This window comes from Flavisolibacter ginsengiterrae DSM 18136, from assembly GCF_059568575.1.
Map to the genome: position 1 here is coordinate 58,974 of NZ_JCANTR010000017.1, position 16,772 is coordinate 75,745.

Annotated in this window: 14 protein-coding genes; 6 read left to right on the top strand and 8 right to left on the bottom strand. The window is 42.9% G+C overall.

Annotated elements, in window-relative coordinates:
* Positions 1–3: 3 nt before the first annotated feature.
* The 5 genes from BP74_RS16300 to recA form a co-directional block, all read right to left on the bottom strand.
* Positions 4–711, bottom strand: a complete 708-nt coding sequence (locus tag BP74_RS16300; protein WP_496375588.1) for a DsbA family protein — start codon at positions 709–711, stop codon at positions 4–6.
* A 60-nt stretch (positions 712–771) separates the two neighbouring features.
* Complete coding sequence (gene polA / locus BP74_RS16305) at positions 772–3,573, bottom strand: DNA polymerase I (protein ID WP_496375590.1); 2,802 nt, start codon at positions 3,571–3,573, stop codon at positions 772–774.
* A 103-nt stretch (positions 3,574–3,676) separates the two neighbouring features.
* Positions 3,677–3,907 (bottom strand): hypothetical protein, encoded by a 231-nt coding sequence (locus BP74_RS16310; RefSeq protein ID WP_496375592.1) that lies wholly within the window; start codon positions 3,905–3,907, stop codon positions 3,677–3,679.
* 183 nt (positions 3,908–4,090) lie between these two features.
* On the bottom strand, positions 4,091–6,121 hold the full coding sequence (uvrB, locus tag BP74_RS16315) for an excinuclease ABC subunit UvrB (RefSeq protein WP_496375594.1): 2,031 nt from the start codon (positions 6,119–6,121) through the stop codon (positions 4,091–4,093).
* Between the two features lie 321 nt (positions 6,122–6,442).
* Positions 6,443–7,444 carry a recombinase RecA gene (gene recA / locus BP74_RS16320; protein WP_496375596.1) on the bottom strand — a complete coding sequence of 334 codons (1,002 nt, stop codon included), beginning with the start codon at positions 7,442–7,444 and terminating at the stop codon, positions 6,443–6,445.
* Between the two features lie 286 nt (positions 7,445–7,730).
* On the opposite strand from recA, the gene BP74_RS16325 reads away from it, so the two are divergent.
* The 5 genes from BP74_RS16325 (at position 7,731) to BP74_RS16345 (ending at position 12,359) form a co-directional block, all read left to right on the top strand.
* Complete coding sequence (locus BP74_RS16325; RefSeq protein ID WP_496375598.1) at positions 7,731–8,204, top strand: DUF4920 domain-containing protein; 474 nt, start codon at positions 7,731–7,733, stop codon at positions 8,202–8,204.
* 86 nt (positions 8,205–8,290) lie between these two features.
* Complete coding sequence (locus BP74_RS16330) at positions 8,291–9,127, top strand: copper resistance protein NlpE N-terminal domain-containing protein (RefSeq protein WP_496375600.1); 837 nt, start codon at positions 8,291–8,293, stop codon at positions 9,125–9,127.
* A 112-nt stretch (positions 9,128–9,239) separates the two neighbouring features.
* Positions 9,240–10,589, top strand: coding sequence for a hypothetical protein (locus BP74_RS16335; RefSeq protein WP_496375602.1), 1,350 nt, complete (start codon positions 9,240–9,242; stop codon positions 10,587–10,589).
* A gap of 158 nt (positions 10,590–10,747) precedes the next feature.
* Entirely contained in the window at positions 10,748–11,695 is a 948-nt protein-coding gene (locus BP74_RS16340; protein WP_496375604.1) for a c-type cytochrome, read from the top strand.
* 229 nt (positions 11,696–11,924) lie between these two features.
* The gene (locus tag BP74_RS16345; RefSeq protein WP_496375606.1) at positions 11,925–12,359 is read left to right on the top strand and encodes a hypothetical protein; all 435 of its coding nucleotides are present in this window, start codon (positions 11,925–11,927) and stop codon (positions 12,357–12,359) included.
* A gap of 515 nt (positions 12,360–12,874) precedes the next feature.
* Here the strand turns inward: BP74_RS16345 and BP74_RS16350 are convergent.
* Both BP74_RS16350 and BP74_RS16355 read right to left on the bottom strand, forming a co-directional pair.
* On the bottom strand, positions 12,875–13,510 hold the full coding sequence (locus BP74_RS16350; protein WP_496375608.1) for a CatA-like O-acetyltransferase: 636 nt from the start codon (positions 13,508–13,510) through the stop codon (positions 12,875–12,877).
* Positions 13,507–14,211: an HAD family hydrolase gene (locus BP74_RS16355; RefSeq protein WP_496375610.1), complete on the bottom strand. Its 705-nt coding sequence runs from the start codon at positions 14,209–14,211 to the stop codon at positions 13,507–13,509. Before BP74_RS16355 ends, BP74_RS16350 begins: the two co-directional genes overlap by 4 nt.
* 122 nt (positions 14,212–14,333) lie before the next feature.
* Here BP74_RS16355 and BP74_RS16360 point away from each other — a divergent pair, with 122 nt between their 5' ends.
* Entirely contained in the window at positions 14,334–14,786 is a 453-nt protein-coding gene (locus BP74_RS16360; protein ID WP_496375612.1) for a YciI family protein, read from the top strand.
* An 85-nt stretch (positions 14,787–14,871) separates the two neighbouring features.
* On the opposite strand, the gene BP74_RS16365 is transcribed toward BP74_RS16360, so the two are convergent.
* A complete protein-coding gene (locus BP74_RS16365) occupies positions 14,872–16,719 on the bottom strand; it encodes a hypothetical protein (RefSeq protein WP_496375614.1) in 1,848 nt (615 codons plus the stop codon).
* Positions 16,720–16,772 lie beyond the last annotated feature (53 nt).

A 16,772-nucleotide genomic window follows, 5' to 3' on the forward strand; every position in this document is an offset into this window, starting at 1 on the left:
GATCTAGCTGGCTGCTTGTAATTCCTGCCTGACATTTTCTATTCTTTGCTTCAAGGTTTCATGGTCAGTATAGCCCTGCGCCAGCAGGTAGAATTTTGAATCACTCACCTGCAGCAATACACAGGGGAAACCTGTAACCTGTAATTGCTTAACCAGGGCAAATTCGTAGTAAGCCTTCTCTTTATACTCTTCGCTTTGCAGCTTTGTGTAAAATTCTTCTTCAGGGATACCATATTTCTGTACCAGGTGACGGTATGCTTCCTTATCCGTCAGATCCCTGCCTTCATAGTTCAGTGCATATTGAATGTCACTGGCAATGAATACTGCTTTCTCAGGAAAATATTCTTTAAAGATGCACAATGCAATAGCAGGTAATGTTGATTCGGGATACCAGTCGCTTTCATCCGCATGAAAGATGTGCCAGAGGAAGTCTTCTCCGAATTTTATACCTGTCAATTCTTCCACATTTTTGTAAGCCTTTTGAATGAATGGCGCAATGGCACTGATATGCCGGGGCTTTTCTTCGAATATCATTCCACCGGAAAGCACTTCAAAATCAAAGACCTCTTTATATTCAGTGGCAATTTCCTTCATCACCTTACTGAATCCATAACACCAGCCACAATAAGCATCATAACAATAATAAATGATGCCTTTGCTAAAATCCGATGTTTCCGGGCTATCTCCTGTTTTCATTATCTCATCACTCATGTCATCATTTTAATTGTATTCGAAATATTCAAACAGACAAAGCAAATTCAACGCATTTATTTAATGTGCTTCCAGCCAGTTATCTCCTTCGCCAACTTCCGCCAGGATCGGAATGCCATTAGGAAGGGTCATGGCAGATTGCATACAATCCAGTATCACTGGTTTTATCAGTTCCACTTCGTCACGCGTAGCATCAAAGACCAGTTCATCATGCACCTGCAGGATCATCTTTGATTTGAATTTATGCTCTTTAAAAGCCTTATCAATTTTTACCATGGCCAGCTTGATCATATCTGCTGCTGTACCTTGTATGGGTGAGTTAATGGCATTGCGTTCCGCATAACCACGTACAGTGAAATTGCCCGAGTTGATATCCCGCAACCAGCGCTTCCGTCCCAGTACAGTCTGCACATAACCATGCTCCTGGCAATAATGGATCATATCAGCCATGTACTTGGTTATGCCGGAGAATTCTTTTTTATAGTTGTCAATGATCTCCTTGGCTTCTGTACGGCTGATACCCAGGTTCTCTGCCAAACCAAATGCGCCCTGCCCATAAATAATTCCAAAGTTTACACTCTTGGCTTTCCTGCGCATTTCCTTGGTCACCGTTTCTTCTTCTATTCCATACACCTTGGCTGCCGTTGCCGTGTGTACATCCTTGTTTTGGCGGAAAGCCTCGCACATGCTGGGATCAGCACTCAATGCTGCTACTATTCTCAATTCTATCTGTGAGTAGTCAGCGCTCACGATCACATGGTCTGCATCACGGGCAATAAATGCTTTACGTATTTCCCGGCCCCTGTCCGTTCGGATAGGTATATTTTGCAGGTTAGGGTTATTGCTTGCCAGACGGCCTGTAACAGCTACAGCCTGTCCATAGGTAGTATGCACCCTTCCAGTCTTCTTATTGATCAGGAGCGGAAGCGAATCCACATAGGTTGACTTCAACTTGGTATACTCGCGGTAAGCTAAAATATCATCAGCTACCGGGTGCACTACGGCCATCTTTCTCAATACATCTTCACCCGTTGCATACTGGCCTGTCTTTGTCTTCCTGGCTTTGGGATCCAATTTTAATTTCTCAAACAATACTTCCCCCAATTGTTTGGGCGAGCCCAGGTTGAACCTCACGCCTGCTGCTTCATATACTTTCTCTTCGTGTACCCTTGATTCTATATCCAGCACCCTCGAGTATTCATGCAGGAAATCAATATCGATCCTTACACCTTCGTATTCCATTGCTGTCAATACAGGAACCAAAGGATTTTCTACTTCATAGAATATGTGCTCTAATTCAAGTTTCTTCAACTTGGGGATAAAGATGTTTTTGAATTGCAAGGTCACATCAGCATCTTCTGCAGCATAATCCTTTACCTTCTCTATTTCAATATCCTTCATACAGAGCTGGTTCCTTCCCTTTTTCCCTATCAGTTCTTCAATATGTATAGGCTCATAGTTCAGGTACTTAGCGCTAAGCCAATCCATATTGCTCTTGCCATCAGGCTCTATCAGGTAATGCGCCAACATGGTATCGATCAGTTTTCCTTTGATATCAACTCCATACCATTTTAGAATCAACAGATCATACTTGATGTTATGGCCTATCCATGTTCTTGTTTCATCATTGAACAAAGAAGCAAAGCGCTCCAGTATCTTTTTAGTGGCACTCACATCATCGCATGGAACAGGTACATACCATCCCCTGTGCGGTTGCACCGAAAAGCTCAAACCAACCAGGTCGGCATCATTCGCATCTATGCTAGTGGTTTCTGTATCAAATGAGATCTCCTGGTATTTGTTTAGAACTTCCAGCAACATAGCAAATTCAGCTTCGCTTTCTACCAGCTCATAATCGTGCGGTGTATTGGAAATATTATTTCCCGGCTGAACAACCGAGATCACTTCCGGCTCTGCTTCCACAGCATTACTGCCAAACAATTCCGTTTGCAGTCCATTACCGGATTTTTTGATAGCACCTGCATCTGTCTCTTCACCCAGCAAGCGTTTTAGTACGGTTTTAAATTCCAGATCTGTCAATACATCTCTCAAAGCATCAGTGTTCCAGTCCTTGATAAGGAAGTCCTCTTCATGAAAATCAACTGGTACAGAAGTAATGATAGTAGCCAGTTTTTTAGACATGATAGCATCTTCTCTTCCGTTCCTTACTTTTTCTCCCAATGCTCCTTTAATACTGTCGGCATTGGCCAAAACGTTTTCCAATGTCTTGTATTCTGTCAGCAGTTTACAGGCGGTTTTTTGGCCTACGCCTGCAATGCCCGGGATATTATCAACCGCGTCTCCCATCAAGCCCAAAATATCAATGACCTGGTCAACGGAATCTATGCACCATTTCTCGCACACTTCCTTGGGTCCCATGATCTCTACATCTCCGCCCTGGTAGCCGGGCTTATAGATCTTTACTTTATCGCTTACCAGTTGACCATAGTCTTTATCAGGTGTTACCATGAATACATTATAACCCTTTGCTTCCGCCTGTTTGCTTAGTGTGCCTATCACATCATCAGCTTCATAACCATCACTTTCAATGATCGGGATGTTCAGTGCTTTGATGATCCTTTTGATATCAGGAATAGCCAGGGTAATATCTTCAGGCGCTTCCTGTCGGTGTGCTTTGTATTCGGCAAAATCGGTATGTCTTTCTGTGGGGGCTGCAGTATCAAAACATACAGCCATATGGGTAGGCTTCTGGTTATTGATCAATTCAATGATCGTATTGGTAAAGCCAAATTGGGCATTTGTATTTTTCCCTTTGGAAGTGATCCGCGGGTTGCGGATTAGGGCATAGTAAGCCCTGAAGATTAAGGCCATCGCATCCAGCAAAAACAGTCTTTTGTCCATGCCGGCGAAGTTAGTTAAATACCTTTCTGTAAAGGTTTAGAAATTGCAAAACCCCGCTCGGTTTGCGGGGCTTGTTTAAGGTCTGTGTATCTGGGTTAGTAAATTAATTATAGGATAGCTTTTGAGCCTGAACACTTCCTTGTGGCTTTATCTCTTTATTGATATATTGTTCCGGGTTGCTTACTAAAACAGTTCCCTGCACTGATGCAGTGGTAGATTTAGCAGAGATAGGAGCCGGAGTGTTGCTATCCTTGTGAATAAAGTTCAGGTAAAGTGCAAAAAACAGTAGGTTAAATGCAAAAAAGTTAAGGACTCGGGAAAGACGCTTCTTCATTAGATTTGGATTTAAAGTGCAATGCCAAATTATATCGGCTCTTTTGATCCTGCAAATCTTTGCTATCCCTTTTTTATAAAATAGAGTGGAACCACTTAGCCCCCTATCGTAGAACTACGAAAAACCTTATTGGGCAAGGGCTAAGGGGGCAAAAAGCACTATCAGTAAGGATTTGTAATCAGATCAGATCTTCATCCCTTCCAGCTTTTTCTGCATAGCAAACATTTCATCCCTCAAACGGGCTGCTTCCATAAAATCCATATCCCTTGCTGCTTTTTCCATTTCCTTCTTAGTGCGTGTAATGGCTTTTTCTAATTGAGGAATGGTTGTGTACTCTGCATCATCTTCTGCTGCCTTGGTAATGATCTCCTCAACCGCATAGGGAGAATCAGGATCATAACCCTTGATATCAAGAACAGAGGTCTGCGCCATTACCTGCTCAATTGATTTGCGGACAGTCGTAGGCGTTATATTGTGCAGTATATTATAAGCTACCTGCTTTTCGCGGCGCCGGTTGGTTTCATCAATGGTGCGCTGCATACTTTCAGTCATCGTATCGGCGTAAAAGATCACCAGGCCTTCCACGTTCCTGGCCGCACGTCCTGCAGTCTGCGTCAGGGATCTTTCATTACGCAGGAAACCTTCCTTGTCTGCATCTAGTATAGCTACCAATGACACTTCCGGAAGATCCAGTCCTTCCCTAAGCAGGTTCACTCCCACCAATACATCGATCTTACCCAGTCGAAGGTCACGAAGGATCTCCACTCTTTCCAGTGCGTCAATATCACTGTGAATGTATTTCGACTTGATGTCGATCCGCTTCAGGTATTTATCCATTTCTTCAGCCATCCGCTTGGTAAGTGTGGTGACAAGAACGCGGTCTCCTTTTTTGACTCTTTTATCAATTTCATCCAGCAGGTCATCAATCTGGTTCACACTGGGACGCACGTCAATAGGAGGTTCCAAGAGGCCTGTTGGCCTTACCACCTGCTCCACAACCACACCACCTGTTTGTTCCAATTCATAGTCCCCCGGCGTAGCACTTACATAGATCACCTGGTTTACCAGGTCAGAGAACTCATGAAAATTGAGCGGGCGGTTATCCAATGCAGAAGGCAGGCGGAAGCCATAGTCCACAAGTGTAAGCTTTCGGCTACGGTCACCGCCATACATGCCACTCACCTGGGGCACTGTTTGGTGACTTTCATCTATCACGCAAAGGAAGTCCTTGGGAAAATAATCCAATAAACAGAATGGTCTAGTGCCTGGTTTGCGCCTGTCAAAGAACCGGGAGTAGTTTTCAATACCATTGCAATACCCAAGTTCCCGGATCATTTCCAGGTCATATTCAACCCTTTCCTTTAATCGCTGGGCTTCTATGAACTTCCCTGTACTTTTAAAATAATCCACCTGGGCCTGCATTTCATCCTGTATCTCGTACATCACATTCTGGATCATATCCTTGGGTGCCACATACAGGTTAGCGGGGAAAATGGCGGCATTCTCCAGTTTACCTATCCGCTTATTATCCTTTACATCTATGCTTTCGATCTCCTCGATCTCGTCACCAAAAAAAGTAACCCGGTAGCCAAAGTCTACATAAGGCAGGTTGATATCCACCGTATCTCCTTTTACACGGAAAGTTCCCCGGTTAAACTCAATGGAGGTCCTGTTATACAGAGAATTGACCAGGGAGTGTAAAAAGCCCTGTCTTGATATTTTTTCGCCTTTGGCAATCCGGATGATCCCACTTTCATAATCCGTAGGATTACCCATACCATAGATGCAACTCACACTGGCAACTACAATAATATCCCTGCGCCCTGACAACAGACTGGTAGTAGCCCTTAGCCTGAGCTTATCCAGCTCTTCGTTGATGTTAAGGTCTTTTTCTATATACGTATCTGTGGTCGGCATGTATGCCTCTGGCTGGTAATAATCGTAGTAGGAAACAAAATATTCTACAGCATTATCCGGGAAAAACTGGCGGAACTCGCCATATAGCTGTGCCACCAGTGTTTTGTTATGGGTCAATACCAGTGTTGGCCGCTGCACATTTTGGATCACATTGGCTACTGTAAAGGTTTTTCCTGAACCGGTAACACCCAGCAGCACCTGGGCGCCCTCACCTCTTAAAATGCCTTCGGTAAGCTCCTGTATGGCTGAAGGCTGATCGCCTGCGGGTTGATAGGAAGATTGAAGGGAAAATGCCATACATACAAAATTAGCTAAGCCAGGGTTTATAATTCCAGGGAATAAGGCTCAGTATTCGTTAAAAAATAGAGTGAATTATAAATATATGGACTGTATATCAAACAATTATATATATGGCAGAGTCTTTGTAAAGATTCTACTGCCCGATCCAGGCAGATAATTATGAAAGCCATTAGCCTCGTGTCTTGAATCCAAATCTGAACAACCGTTTGAAAGTTTAAACCTATTGGAACACCATTTATTGCCTGAAATGATTTTCACAGGCTTTGAAATAAAAATCCTCCTGTTTTCACCAGGAGGATTTTTGTTTTATATCCCTCATCAGGCTAATTGCAATTCTCTGAGTTTCTCCCTGATCTTACCCTCTATTTCATCAGCAAGTGTTGGATTGTCTTTCAAAAGTGATTTTACACCTTCACGGCCCTGGCCCAATTTATCTCCATTGTAGCTAAACCAGCTACCACTTTTCTGAACAATACCCATTTCTACCCCCATATCCAGGATCTCACCGATCTTGGAAATACCCTCTCCAAATACGAGGTCAAATTCAGCGGTGCGGAAAGGAGCAGCTACCTTATTCTTTACTACTTTCACTTTTACGCGGTTTCCGATAGCTTCCTCGCCATCCTTGATCTGTGCCATACGGCGAATATCAAGGCGTACAGAAGCATAGAATTTCAGTGCATTACCACCTGTTGTTGTTTCAGGATTACCAAACATCACCCCGATCTTTTCACGCAACTGGTTGATGAAAATACAAATGGTGTTGGTCTTGGAAATAGTGGCTGTCAGCTTACGCAAAGCCTGTGACATCAACCGGGCTTGCAGACCCATCTTGGAATCACCCATTTCACCTTCAAGTTCCCCTTTAGGTACCAGCGCAGCCACGGAGTCTATCACCACCACATCCAGGGCCCCGGACAGGATCAATCTGTCAGCAATCTCCAAAGCCTGCTCACCATAGTCAGGTTGGGAGATCAGCAAATTATCTATATCTACCCCCAGCTTTTGTGCATAGGCACTATCAAAGGCGTGTTCAGCATCAATGATGGCGCACATCCCACCTCTCTTTTGTGCTTCAGCAATTACATGGGTAGCGACAGTTGTTTTACCAGAGCTTTCAGGTCCGTATATCTCTACAACCCTTCCCCTTGGTAATCCGCCAACGCCCAGCGCAGCGTCAAGACCAATGGACCCGGTTGAAACGACATCTATTTCCTTTTCGCCCTTTTCGTTCATCATCATTACACTTCCCTTACCAAAATCCTTGTCGATCTTGTCCATGGTAAGCTTGAGTGCTTTTAATTTTTCAGCGTTTGACATATTTTTTAGTTGAAAGAGTTATAAGAAAGATGGCTCTAATGTAGAACATAAATGTGCATCTGTTCTTAAAATATTATTTGCAGGCGAAGCTAAGGTTTTTAGCAAAACATACCTAAAAAATATCGGCCAATAATCATTAATATTAGGTTAAAGGGAAATGAAAAAAACATTCCTTAGTTTGCCATTTTTCAAAGCTTGCTATTCATCTCCATAAGTGTTGCGAATCTTTACTACAGGTCAAACTATGCTACGCTTATCAATTATATTTGTCTCAAACTGTATTGCCATGAAGAAATTATTGTTGCCAGCTATATTGCTTATGGGCCTTGCCCTGCACGCCCAGGACAAAGAAAAGATCACCGCAGCAAAAGGAGTTGTATATGGACTTGTGACCTCCGGAGAATCAACTGCCATTGCACCTGATGACATCAAAGCCAAACTGGTGGACAATCAATACGAAGGCCTGGTAAAGGCAAAAGTAGTGGAAGTATGCAAGGCTGAAGGTTGCTGGATCAAGGTGCAGAAAAAGGATGGAACTGCCATGCTGGTTAGGGCAAAAGACCACGCTTTCCTGATGCCTGAGAACATTGTTGGCAAAACCGTACTGATAGAAGGTGCTGCCACTGTAAAAGAAGTCTCAGAAGAAATGCGCAGGCATTATGCTGAAGATGCCGGTAAATCAAAAAAAGAGATCGCCAGCATAAAGGGCTCTGAAAAAGATGTGCAGTTTGCTGCCAAAGGGGTCAAGGTTTTAGACTAATTAATTCCTCAATAAAATCTAAGCCCCGCCTGCAAAGCGGGGTTTTTTATGGCACAACTTTTTTACCCTTGTAATAAACCGTATACATGGTAAAATTTGGTTCGCTGTTCTCCTTGCTTTTCATTTGCTCCTGCTCCAACCATCAGCAGGATAAAGCTGTGAATATCCATGAAGACAGCAATGTGACAGTGGCAGATACCCTGCAGGGTTCGGTATCATCAAATTCCTATTCGGCAAAACCTGCAGAACCAGGAAGCATGGATATGGATGCTCCCATCAAGCCAAAGGCCGACCAACTGAAAAGCCCTGTTGGCATTTACCGCGTCGTTTTTCCCCTGGAGGATTCCACGAAGATTGAACAAACCGTAAAGTTTTATAATAACAAGACCTACCAGCTACAGGAAAGATATCCCGGATCAAAAAAAGACAGTATGGTAACAATCCAGGGCACATTCCTGCCTTCCAATGGTTATATATGGCTGTACCAGGAACAGGTGGCCCGCGGACGTTATAAATGGAAAGGTGACACCCTCCAGTATTATGATCCCTCGTATAAAAAGAGCTATTCCATGGTAAAGCTCCAGGATGTTCTGGAAAGGGATATCTGGCAGGAGAAAAAAGCACAGGGATTGGTATTGTACGGGGTGGGTAATGAACCCTTCTGGAGTCTAGAAGTAAATAGTAATGATACCATTAGCTTCCGTCTTGCCGATTGGGAACAAGCACTGAAATTAAAACGTAAGGAAACATTATCGTCAAAAGACACCACTGTTTACCTCGCTCAAAACGATTCATCCCAGATCAAACTAATGGTGCTTCCCTATTTTTGTAGCGATGGCATGAGTGACTTCACCTACCAGAACAAGATACTGGTAAAGTATAATAATCAAACTTATTCCGGTTGCGGAGTTGTCTATAAATAATTCCTTCAGGCTCTGAGAGAAATTAGCTTTTCATTAAAAACCGCTGTGCAATAGAATATTTCTCTCATCGTTAACTCTCATATATTCTTTCAGGACCTAAATAACCAAGGGTATGGAAAAGGTTTATTTGCTTCTTCGTAACAACCAGCAAACGGGGCCGCACAGCCTCGAAGAATTGCTTCACCTTGAATTGAAACCCAAAGACCTTGTATGGGTCGAGGGAAAAAGCTATGGATGGTCATACCCCACAGAGATTGATACATTAAAACCCTATGTTAAGGGAACAGGACCTTCCCCTATTCCTCAACCTCCTGTTAGCGAAGACACAGAACCCATAAGGCAGGCTACTCCCGCGCCGTCTGCTCCCAAAAAAATATATGTCAGCATGCCCGGCGGAACTATGCCAGGTCAATCGCAAACTGTAGCACAGGACCCTATTGAACAAAAAGCAGAAGAACTGCGCAAAAGAATACAATCCTACACCCCGCAGGAGGATGCGGCCAGGCAGGACGTCCGCACCAATTATGCAAGGAAGCTGGAAGATGTAGAAGAAGATTATACTTCATGGGTCTTCCAGAAAAAAAGAAAGAAAAAGATATTGGCCGGCATTTCACCTATAGCATTCGGAATTACTATTGTCATTGGCTTAACCGGCGCCTGGTGGTTGCTCAAGCCATCTGCATCCAAACCAGACCAACCACCCGTCACCTCTACTGCCACACGTATAGAGCAACCCAAAGAAGAAATACAACCCAAAGAGGAAATAGTTATTCCGTCCTCAGATAACTCTATAGTCAAAGCTGCTTCGCATGAAGTTCCTGGTGCGAAAACTCCGGTTACAGTCAAAAAAGTAACATCCAAAAATGAGCTGGCCACCAAAAGCGCTGTCACGCCAGCCATTCACGAAACGGTAAAACCGGCGCAACAAATAACTGAACAAACGACTCAAAACACAACCGTTGTGCCGCCAGCGGATGAAAAAACTGAAGCTGCCACCACCCAACAGCAGCCCAAAGAAAAAAGAACTATACGTGGTCTGCTGAATGTGCTATTCAAGAAGAATAAAAAAGAGCAGGCAGAAGATGATGCACGTGCAGCCAATACAACCAGCAATGGAAGATCAGCCTCCCGCAGGGATGATGAACAGGGAGCTACAACTATTGACCTATCCGACCAGGTGCAGGTGAGATCCAATCAATCACCCGCCGATTGGATGATGGGTGTGCAGGGACTTAAACTCATTTTGTATAATAAGAGTTCAGCACAGCTAAAAAATGCCACAGTAGAAGTTTCCTACTTTTCAGAACAAAATGATCTGTTGCAGAAAAAAACCATACAGTTTTCCAATATAGCTCCCCAAAAATCACAGACCCTTCCAGCTCCTGATCACCGCCTGGCAGATCATGTGGAGTATAATGTGATCAGTGCCTCCGGGGAAAGCAGCGCCTATGCAAAGCAATAGTTAAGCTAATGAATTGCTGGTGCTATAACATTCCTACTTATTCTTTCCTGCGGAGAATATTTTTATAACATTCCATTCCGGGTTTTCACCAATTCATACACAGGCATGTTGTGATCTTTTTACGATGGCTATAGTTTCGGGGGCCTTAACCATTGTTTATGATACGCAAGATCTTAAAATGGACCCTCATCGTGGTGCTGGTCCTTATAGCAGGTGTTACATTAATCACCATCTTTCGCCAGCATTTAAAATATGATGCTCCCTATCCCAACATCAAAGCCTCTACAGATAGTGCCATCATTGCCAGGGGGAAACACCTTGTAATAGGTCCTGCCCATTGCATTGATTGTCACAGTCCCCTTCCCAATAAAGATTCATTATTGAACCATGGCCAGGAAGTGCTTCCGGTTGGTGGTTTTGCATTTGACCTGCCATTTGGTAAATTCTATACCCGCAACCTTACCCCTGATAAAGAAACAGGCATAGGCAATATGACTGATGGTGAAATTGCACGGGTGTTGCGATACAGTGTCAAGAAAACCGGTGAAGCTGTTCTTCCCTTCATGCCCTTCCAGGATCTAAGTGATGAGGACCTTACAGCTATTATATCCTACCTCCGGTCTGTTAAACCAGTAAAGAATAAAGTGCCTGATCATAATTATAATCTTGTAGGAAAACTCATTAAAGCATTTTTGATCAAACCCTCAGGTCCATCAGCTACACCGGCAATAGCTGTAAAAGCTGATACCACTGTTGCCTATGGAAGGCACATGGTGATGGCAGTAGCCAATTGCAATGAATGCCACACCAAAAGAGATGGTATTGGCAATTTTGTGGGAGCACCACTTGCAGGCGGAACGGTCTTCGAAGAGAAAGGACATCCCACACTCATCTCGCCCAACCTGACGCCTGATCCAACGGGACGCATTACTAACTGGAGCCAGGAAAGTTTTATTAAACGATTTAGAATGGGCAAGTTGATCCCTTACAGCCATATGCCCTGGGAAGCCTTTGGAAGAATGACAGATACAGAATTGATAGCCATCTATAAATTCCTGAAAACAGTTAAACCCGCTAAGACAGAACCAACCAAAAAGGACCCTTAACCAAACAACAACCAAAACACGAGAAACAGCCACCCACGGGTGGCTTTCTTATGTACATGCATGTCATCAAATACATAAAAACCCACCATGGCTGATTACAATTCAGTAAGGGTTTAACGCCATTTAGCAACCTAAAATGGCAGTTCGGTACCATTGCCCTTGATGAAGGATTTTATCCAATGTAGGTTTGTGGTGGAATTAAAATTCAAAACACTTTAAAATACATTTTATGACAAAGTTTTTCTTCTCCATCGTTTTATTCACCCTTTTTGGTGTGAGTACATTTGCAGCTGATTCACCTGTAACCAAACCAGTTTTACATTCTTTCCAGAAGTCCTTCAGCACTGCTAAAGAAGTAGCCTGGACCGTTAGTAAAGACATTTACAAAGCTGAGTTCACATTTACCAACCAGCACGTTACTGCCTATTATGATGGTACAGGTACTTTATTAGGCTTGTCAAAAAATATTCTTTCTACGCAGTTGCCTGTTTTGTTGCAGAATAACCTGAAAGAAAATTACAATGACTACTGGATCGCCAGCCTGATAGAGTTCTCAACAGAGGAAGGCACTTCCTATTATGCTACTTTAGAAAATGCAGACAGCAAAATGATCATCAAGTCCAACGTCAATACATGGACTGTAGATAAAAAGATCAAAAAATAAAAACAGATACACTCTGTTCAGTTGAAGAAGGCCGTCTTTAATGGACGGTCTTTCTTTTTTATTGATGCCTTTGATGCAAGAGTCTTTTTCCAACTTACAGTTTAGCTGCTTCCTGCCAGTAGCTAAGCTCCAGTATAAGTTCTCCGTAGCAAACCCGTACTATCTCCGTAGTAACCCCGTAGTATCCCCGTATGGCATCGGGTAAAGAACAGGGACAATGCGGAGAATAAACATGTATAGTACAGGGTTACAATACTCCACAATGGCAGTACCCTTGCAGCTACAATGCCGGATGCCAGCAAGAGATCATAGATGTATAGGCATGCTTCGGTGCTCAGGGCAAAAAAGAAGCGGTAATGGAAATTACCGCCGATAACAAAACTAACTGCTAATGAGAAAAAATGGAGTTTATGTGCTGTAAAGTTGAATGTATTCCGGAGGTTAAACAATGCACAACCGAATAGACCTCACAATAGCTTACACGAATCGTGTCTATGCCGCAATGAATTGTATGCCTACAAATTGGGATGATTCAACAGCTCTTCGAACAGGTCAATATATTGTCCTACATGAAAGCCATCCATCAAAGCATGGTGCACATGGACAGACATGGGCATGGTTTGACGACCATTTTCTTCTACCATTTTTCCAAATGATATTTTTGGTATGCTATCCTTAAATGAAAAAGCCCTGGCATGGGCAAGTGCGGTAAACCTGACCCACGGTAATGAGGAATAATGAATCACGTTTTGTCCTGGCTCTGCAGGCACAAGGCCGGAACTGTTTTGTACCCGTTCTATTTCATTTTTTGCATGAGTCAAAAATTCACGGAGATCCGGGTAATAGTCTATGTAAGAAAATCCAAATGTCCCATCAGGACGGTTGATGGTTGGTGAAGCATTGGACCGGTCATATACAATTACCTTGTCATCCACAATCCTGTAACGAAAAGGTTCTACGGCATTTGCAGCATGAAGGGAATGGTAGAGATAATAGAGAAAGAAGGATATGCCATTTTCTTTAGCCGTCTTGTAGGCATTCGTGCAATCTACATTTACAGTAACACCAAAAAAAGGCTCTTCGAACTGTCGGAAGAAATGAAAATGATCTTTACGTTTCCAATTATCAATATCCAACAAATAACTGCTCATGGCAAATGATTTAATACTTCCCTGATCTGTTCTACCAGTTTAAAATTTTCATGCTCTATCGTATGGTCAATGTGCTCATGCGCCCAGGTGGTGTGGTAGGGAATATGAAAACCATGGCCGCCAAGGTTCAACACGGGTAATATATCTGACTTGAGTGAATTGCCTATCATCAGGAACTCGGCGGGTTGCACATCCAGGTGCCTGATCAGCTTCTGGTAGTCCGATTCCTTTTTATCTGACATGATCTCTATATGATGGAAATAATGTTCGATGCCCGAGTTTTTAAGCTTTCGTTCCTGGTCCAGCAGGTCACCTTTTGTTGCAACCACCAGCCTGTATCTTCCTTTTAGTTCCTGCAACACTTCTTCCACGCCATCAAGCAATTCTATAGGACGAGCCAGCAAAGCCTTTCCATATTCTATGATCTTTTCAATGACATCGAGGCTGATAGTTTTTTGAGAAACAGACATCGCTGTTTCTATCATGGAAAGCATAAAACCTTTTATTCCATATCCATACAAGGCCAGGTTATCTATCTCGGTCTTCAGCAATTCCCTTGCAGTAGTATGTTGGGGCAGGTAATCCTCCAGCAATGAGCAGAATTTCTGTTCTGTCTCCTGGAAATAAGGCTCATTCACCCAAAGTGTATCATCGGCATCAAAGGCAATAACTTTTAGTTGCATATCTTTTTGTAGCTGCAAATCTGGCAATTTTTCTTTTGTGATTTCATAAATGATTCAAATGCATACTACTTATTCCCTTATCAATGGTGAGCTTTGCCAGGTTCATAAATCTTATTAGTTTCATTTCTAAAATTTACACGATGCGACCCCTCTTACTGCTTTCAGCCCTGCTAATAACCCTCGCTTCTTTTTCACAGGATAAAACGAGTTATGATTCCGTGCTTGCTAAAAAATGGGGGGCTGATCAATATGGCATGAAGCAGTATGTGATGGCATTTTTAAAAAAAGGTTCCAAAACTGTTGATTCTTCTCAAAGGAATCAATTGATACAAGGCCATTTAAAAAATATTGGCAGGCTGGCCAAAGAGGGCAAGTTGTTACTTGCCGGTCCATTCCTTGACAAAGGAGACCTCGCAGGTATCTTTATTTTCAATGTGACCACCATAGAAGAAGCCAAAAATTTAGTTGCTACTGATCCTGCGGTAAAAGCGGGACTGTTTGATATGGAATTGCATCCCTGGTATGGTTCCGCAGCCCTCATGCAGGTAGGTACGCTCCATCGCAGCGTTCAAAAAACAAGTATAACGGATTAAAAGAGCTGTTGAAAAGGAAAGAATGCACGCTCATTAGTTTCATTCCCGGAATATTACATCTTAAATATTACTTAGTACAACTGTGCTAGTTCACCTGTACAAATTCAGGCCTGCGAATAAAGTTCTGTTTGTATTTAAATCGAATATTGGTATTCACCTGTATTTGGTAGGTATTATTGAAAGCATCCTTTTTAGGAAAATAGGAACCTCTTAACTCCATTGTCCCGAAAATGAGGCTTTCGTTACGTGTCCTTATTCCACCACCCAATGCTGAATAAATCCGGGAATTGCAGTTGGCCATTTCTGAAGGAAATTGAAACACGGTAGCACTGCTGAACACAAAAGGTGCAAACTTGAAGAAGAAAAGATTCCATGGACTAAAGAAAACCGATTCGCCCTTAACGGTGGAACGCATAAAGCCACCCACGAAATTATTCTGGAAATTATCAAAGCCATACTTGCTTTCCATAAGCAAAGGTTCATCCAGCAGACCATTGAATTGCCTGCCAAAACTGGCGTTAAAAAACCACCGTTGTTTCCATTTTGTACCTAATTGTCTTAACCGCGTGAAATAATTGATGTTGGCGATAAGGTTGATATCCTCCAACTTACTCTTATACAAAGAAGACCCGACAGCCAGGGAATAACTCATATGCCCTTCTTTCCTGGTCAGGTAATACCTGTCGAAAGATAATCCCAGGTAGGGACGGTTCCTGCCTTCCTTTATGGTCATGCCACCAGTGATGGAGGCTTCCAATCCCTCCGGCACGTCTTCCTTCCTTCCAAAACCATAGATATACTGGGTCTTGTAATAATTGAGTTTAAAGATGAAAAAGGAGCCTAACAACGCCCTTGAGTTGGCATAAGCGTAATAATAGCGGTCTTTATATTCCAATGGCTTCTCTGTGAATTGCTGATCAAAGAAACGGGCACTCACCAAATACCGCATACGCCCAAATTCATTTTCACTACCAATGTTATTTGAACTCAGGTTCCATCCGGCCCAGGCATCATAAACACGATAGCGGTATTTGAGGTTATTATGATACAATGAATCCGAATTGAACATATTGGTGGTAGAATGCCAGGCTGCAGAGGCAGAATAGGTCCAGCGCATGTAAGGGTTAACCAATTGCTTCTCCAGTTTTAAATAACCCAGTTGCTCTTCGGCTTTCTGGGTACTGAAGGCTGGACTGAAATTCAGGTATCCTGCACTTCCGTCTATAAAACTGCCAATAATATTGCGTTTTACATATTCGGCTCCAAATCCAAATTGATTATTCCTTGCCTTATCGTAAAGGGTCTCTAGCTCCATTTTGTCGCCCCAGCCCATAAAATTGTCTTCTCTTGCCTCCACCCGTCCACTTTGAGAATTTCTCACTGCCAGCGCGCCACCAATGGAAAGCATATCCTTGGTATATACCACCACATCCACTGAATCAGGATTGCCTTTTATTGACTTCACTTTTATATGCGCTTCCTGTAAAAAAGGGAGATCTCTTAAATAGCGTTCATTATTCCCCAAAAGAAAGGGAGAAAGGGGATCATTCTCTTTAAAGAACAGGTTATTCCTAACTACCCATCCCCTTGTATTGGAATGGACAAAATTGGCTATATCTGTCAGGGTATTATTGAATCTCTTACTGGTATCCCCGATCATGATACCGAAATCTATCGGTTCGATGGTAATGTTTCGAATGATCTTGTTGTTGTATTTCTGAAAAGGCAAATCGGCACGCTCAAGTATTTTGTTTTCTTCCTTCGTGGTATCTGTTATCAGGGTTTGGGCAATAACTCCCAATACTCCCTTTTTTGAACGGAGGCTGTCAAGGGTGTTCTCTGTTTCTTTCTGGCCCTGCGCTTCGGCACGTCCTGCCATCAAAATACCAGTCAACACACAACTGCCGATATATACCCATTTCAATAGCATCAATTCCCTATCTGGTTTAGTAATTACAAAAGGAGTACCACCTAATTTATCCGGGG

What these genes read in the sequence shown, in the direction of transcription:
- BP74_RS16310 (WP_496375592.1), bottom strand. Translation starts at nt 3,907, where the DNA reads ATGAAGAAGCGTCTTTCCCGAGTCCTTAACTTTTTTGCATTTAACCTA.
- BP74_RS16350 (WP_496375608.1), bottom strand. Translation starts at nt 13,510, where the DNA reads ATGAGCAGTTATTTGTTGGATATTGATAATTGGAAACGTAAAGATCAT.
- polA (WP_496375590.1), bottom strand. Translation starts at nt 3,573, where the DNA reads ATGGACAAAAGACTGTTTTTGCTGGATGCGATGGCCTTAATCTTCAGG.
- uvrB (WP_496375594.1), bottom strand. Translation starts at nt 6,121, where the DNA reads ATGGCATTTTCCCTTCAATCTTCCTATCAACCCGCAGGCGATCAGCCT.
- BP74_RS16340 (WP_496375604.1), top strand. Translation starts at nt 10,748, where the DNA reads ATGATACGCAAGATCTTAAAATGGACCCTCATCGTGGTGCTGGTCCTT.
- BP74_RS16335 (WP_496375602.1), top strand. Translation starts at nt 9,240, where the DNA reads ATGGAAAAGGTTTATTTGCTTCTTCGTAACAACCAGCAAACGGGGCCG.
- BP74_RS16300 (WP_496375588.1), bottom strand. Translation starts at nt 711, where the DNA reads ATGAGTGATGAGATAATGAAAACAGGAGATAGCCCGGAAACATCGGAT.
- recA (WP_496375596.1), bottom strand. Translation starts at nt 7,444, where the DNA reads ATGTCAAACGCTGAAAAATTAAAAGCACTCAAGCTTACCATGGACAAG.
- BP74_RS16325 (WP_496375598.1), top strand. Translation starts at nt 7,731, where the DNA reads ATGAAGAAATTATTGTTGCCAGCTATATTGCTTATGGGCCTTGCCCTG.
- BP74_RS16330 (WP_496375600.1), top strand. Translation starts at nt 8,291, where the DNA reads ATGGTAAAATTTGGTTCGCTGTTCTCCTTGCTTTTCATTTGCTCCTGC.
- BP74_RS16360 (WP_496375612.1), top strand. Translation starts at nt 14,334, where the DNA reads ATGCGACCCCTCTTACTGCTTTCAGCCCTGCTAATAACCCTCGCTTCT.
- BP74_RS16345 (WP_496375606.1), top strand. Translation starts at nt 11,925, where the DNA reads ATGACAAAGTTTTTCTTCTCCATCGTTTTATTCACCCTTTTTGGTGTG.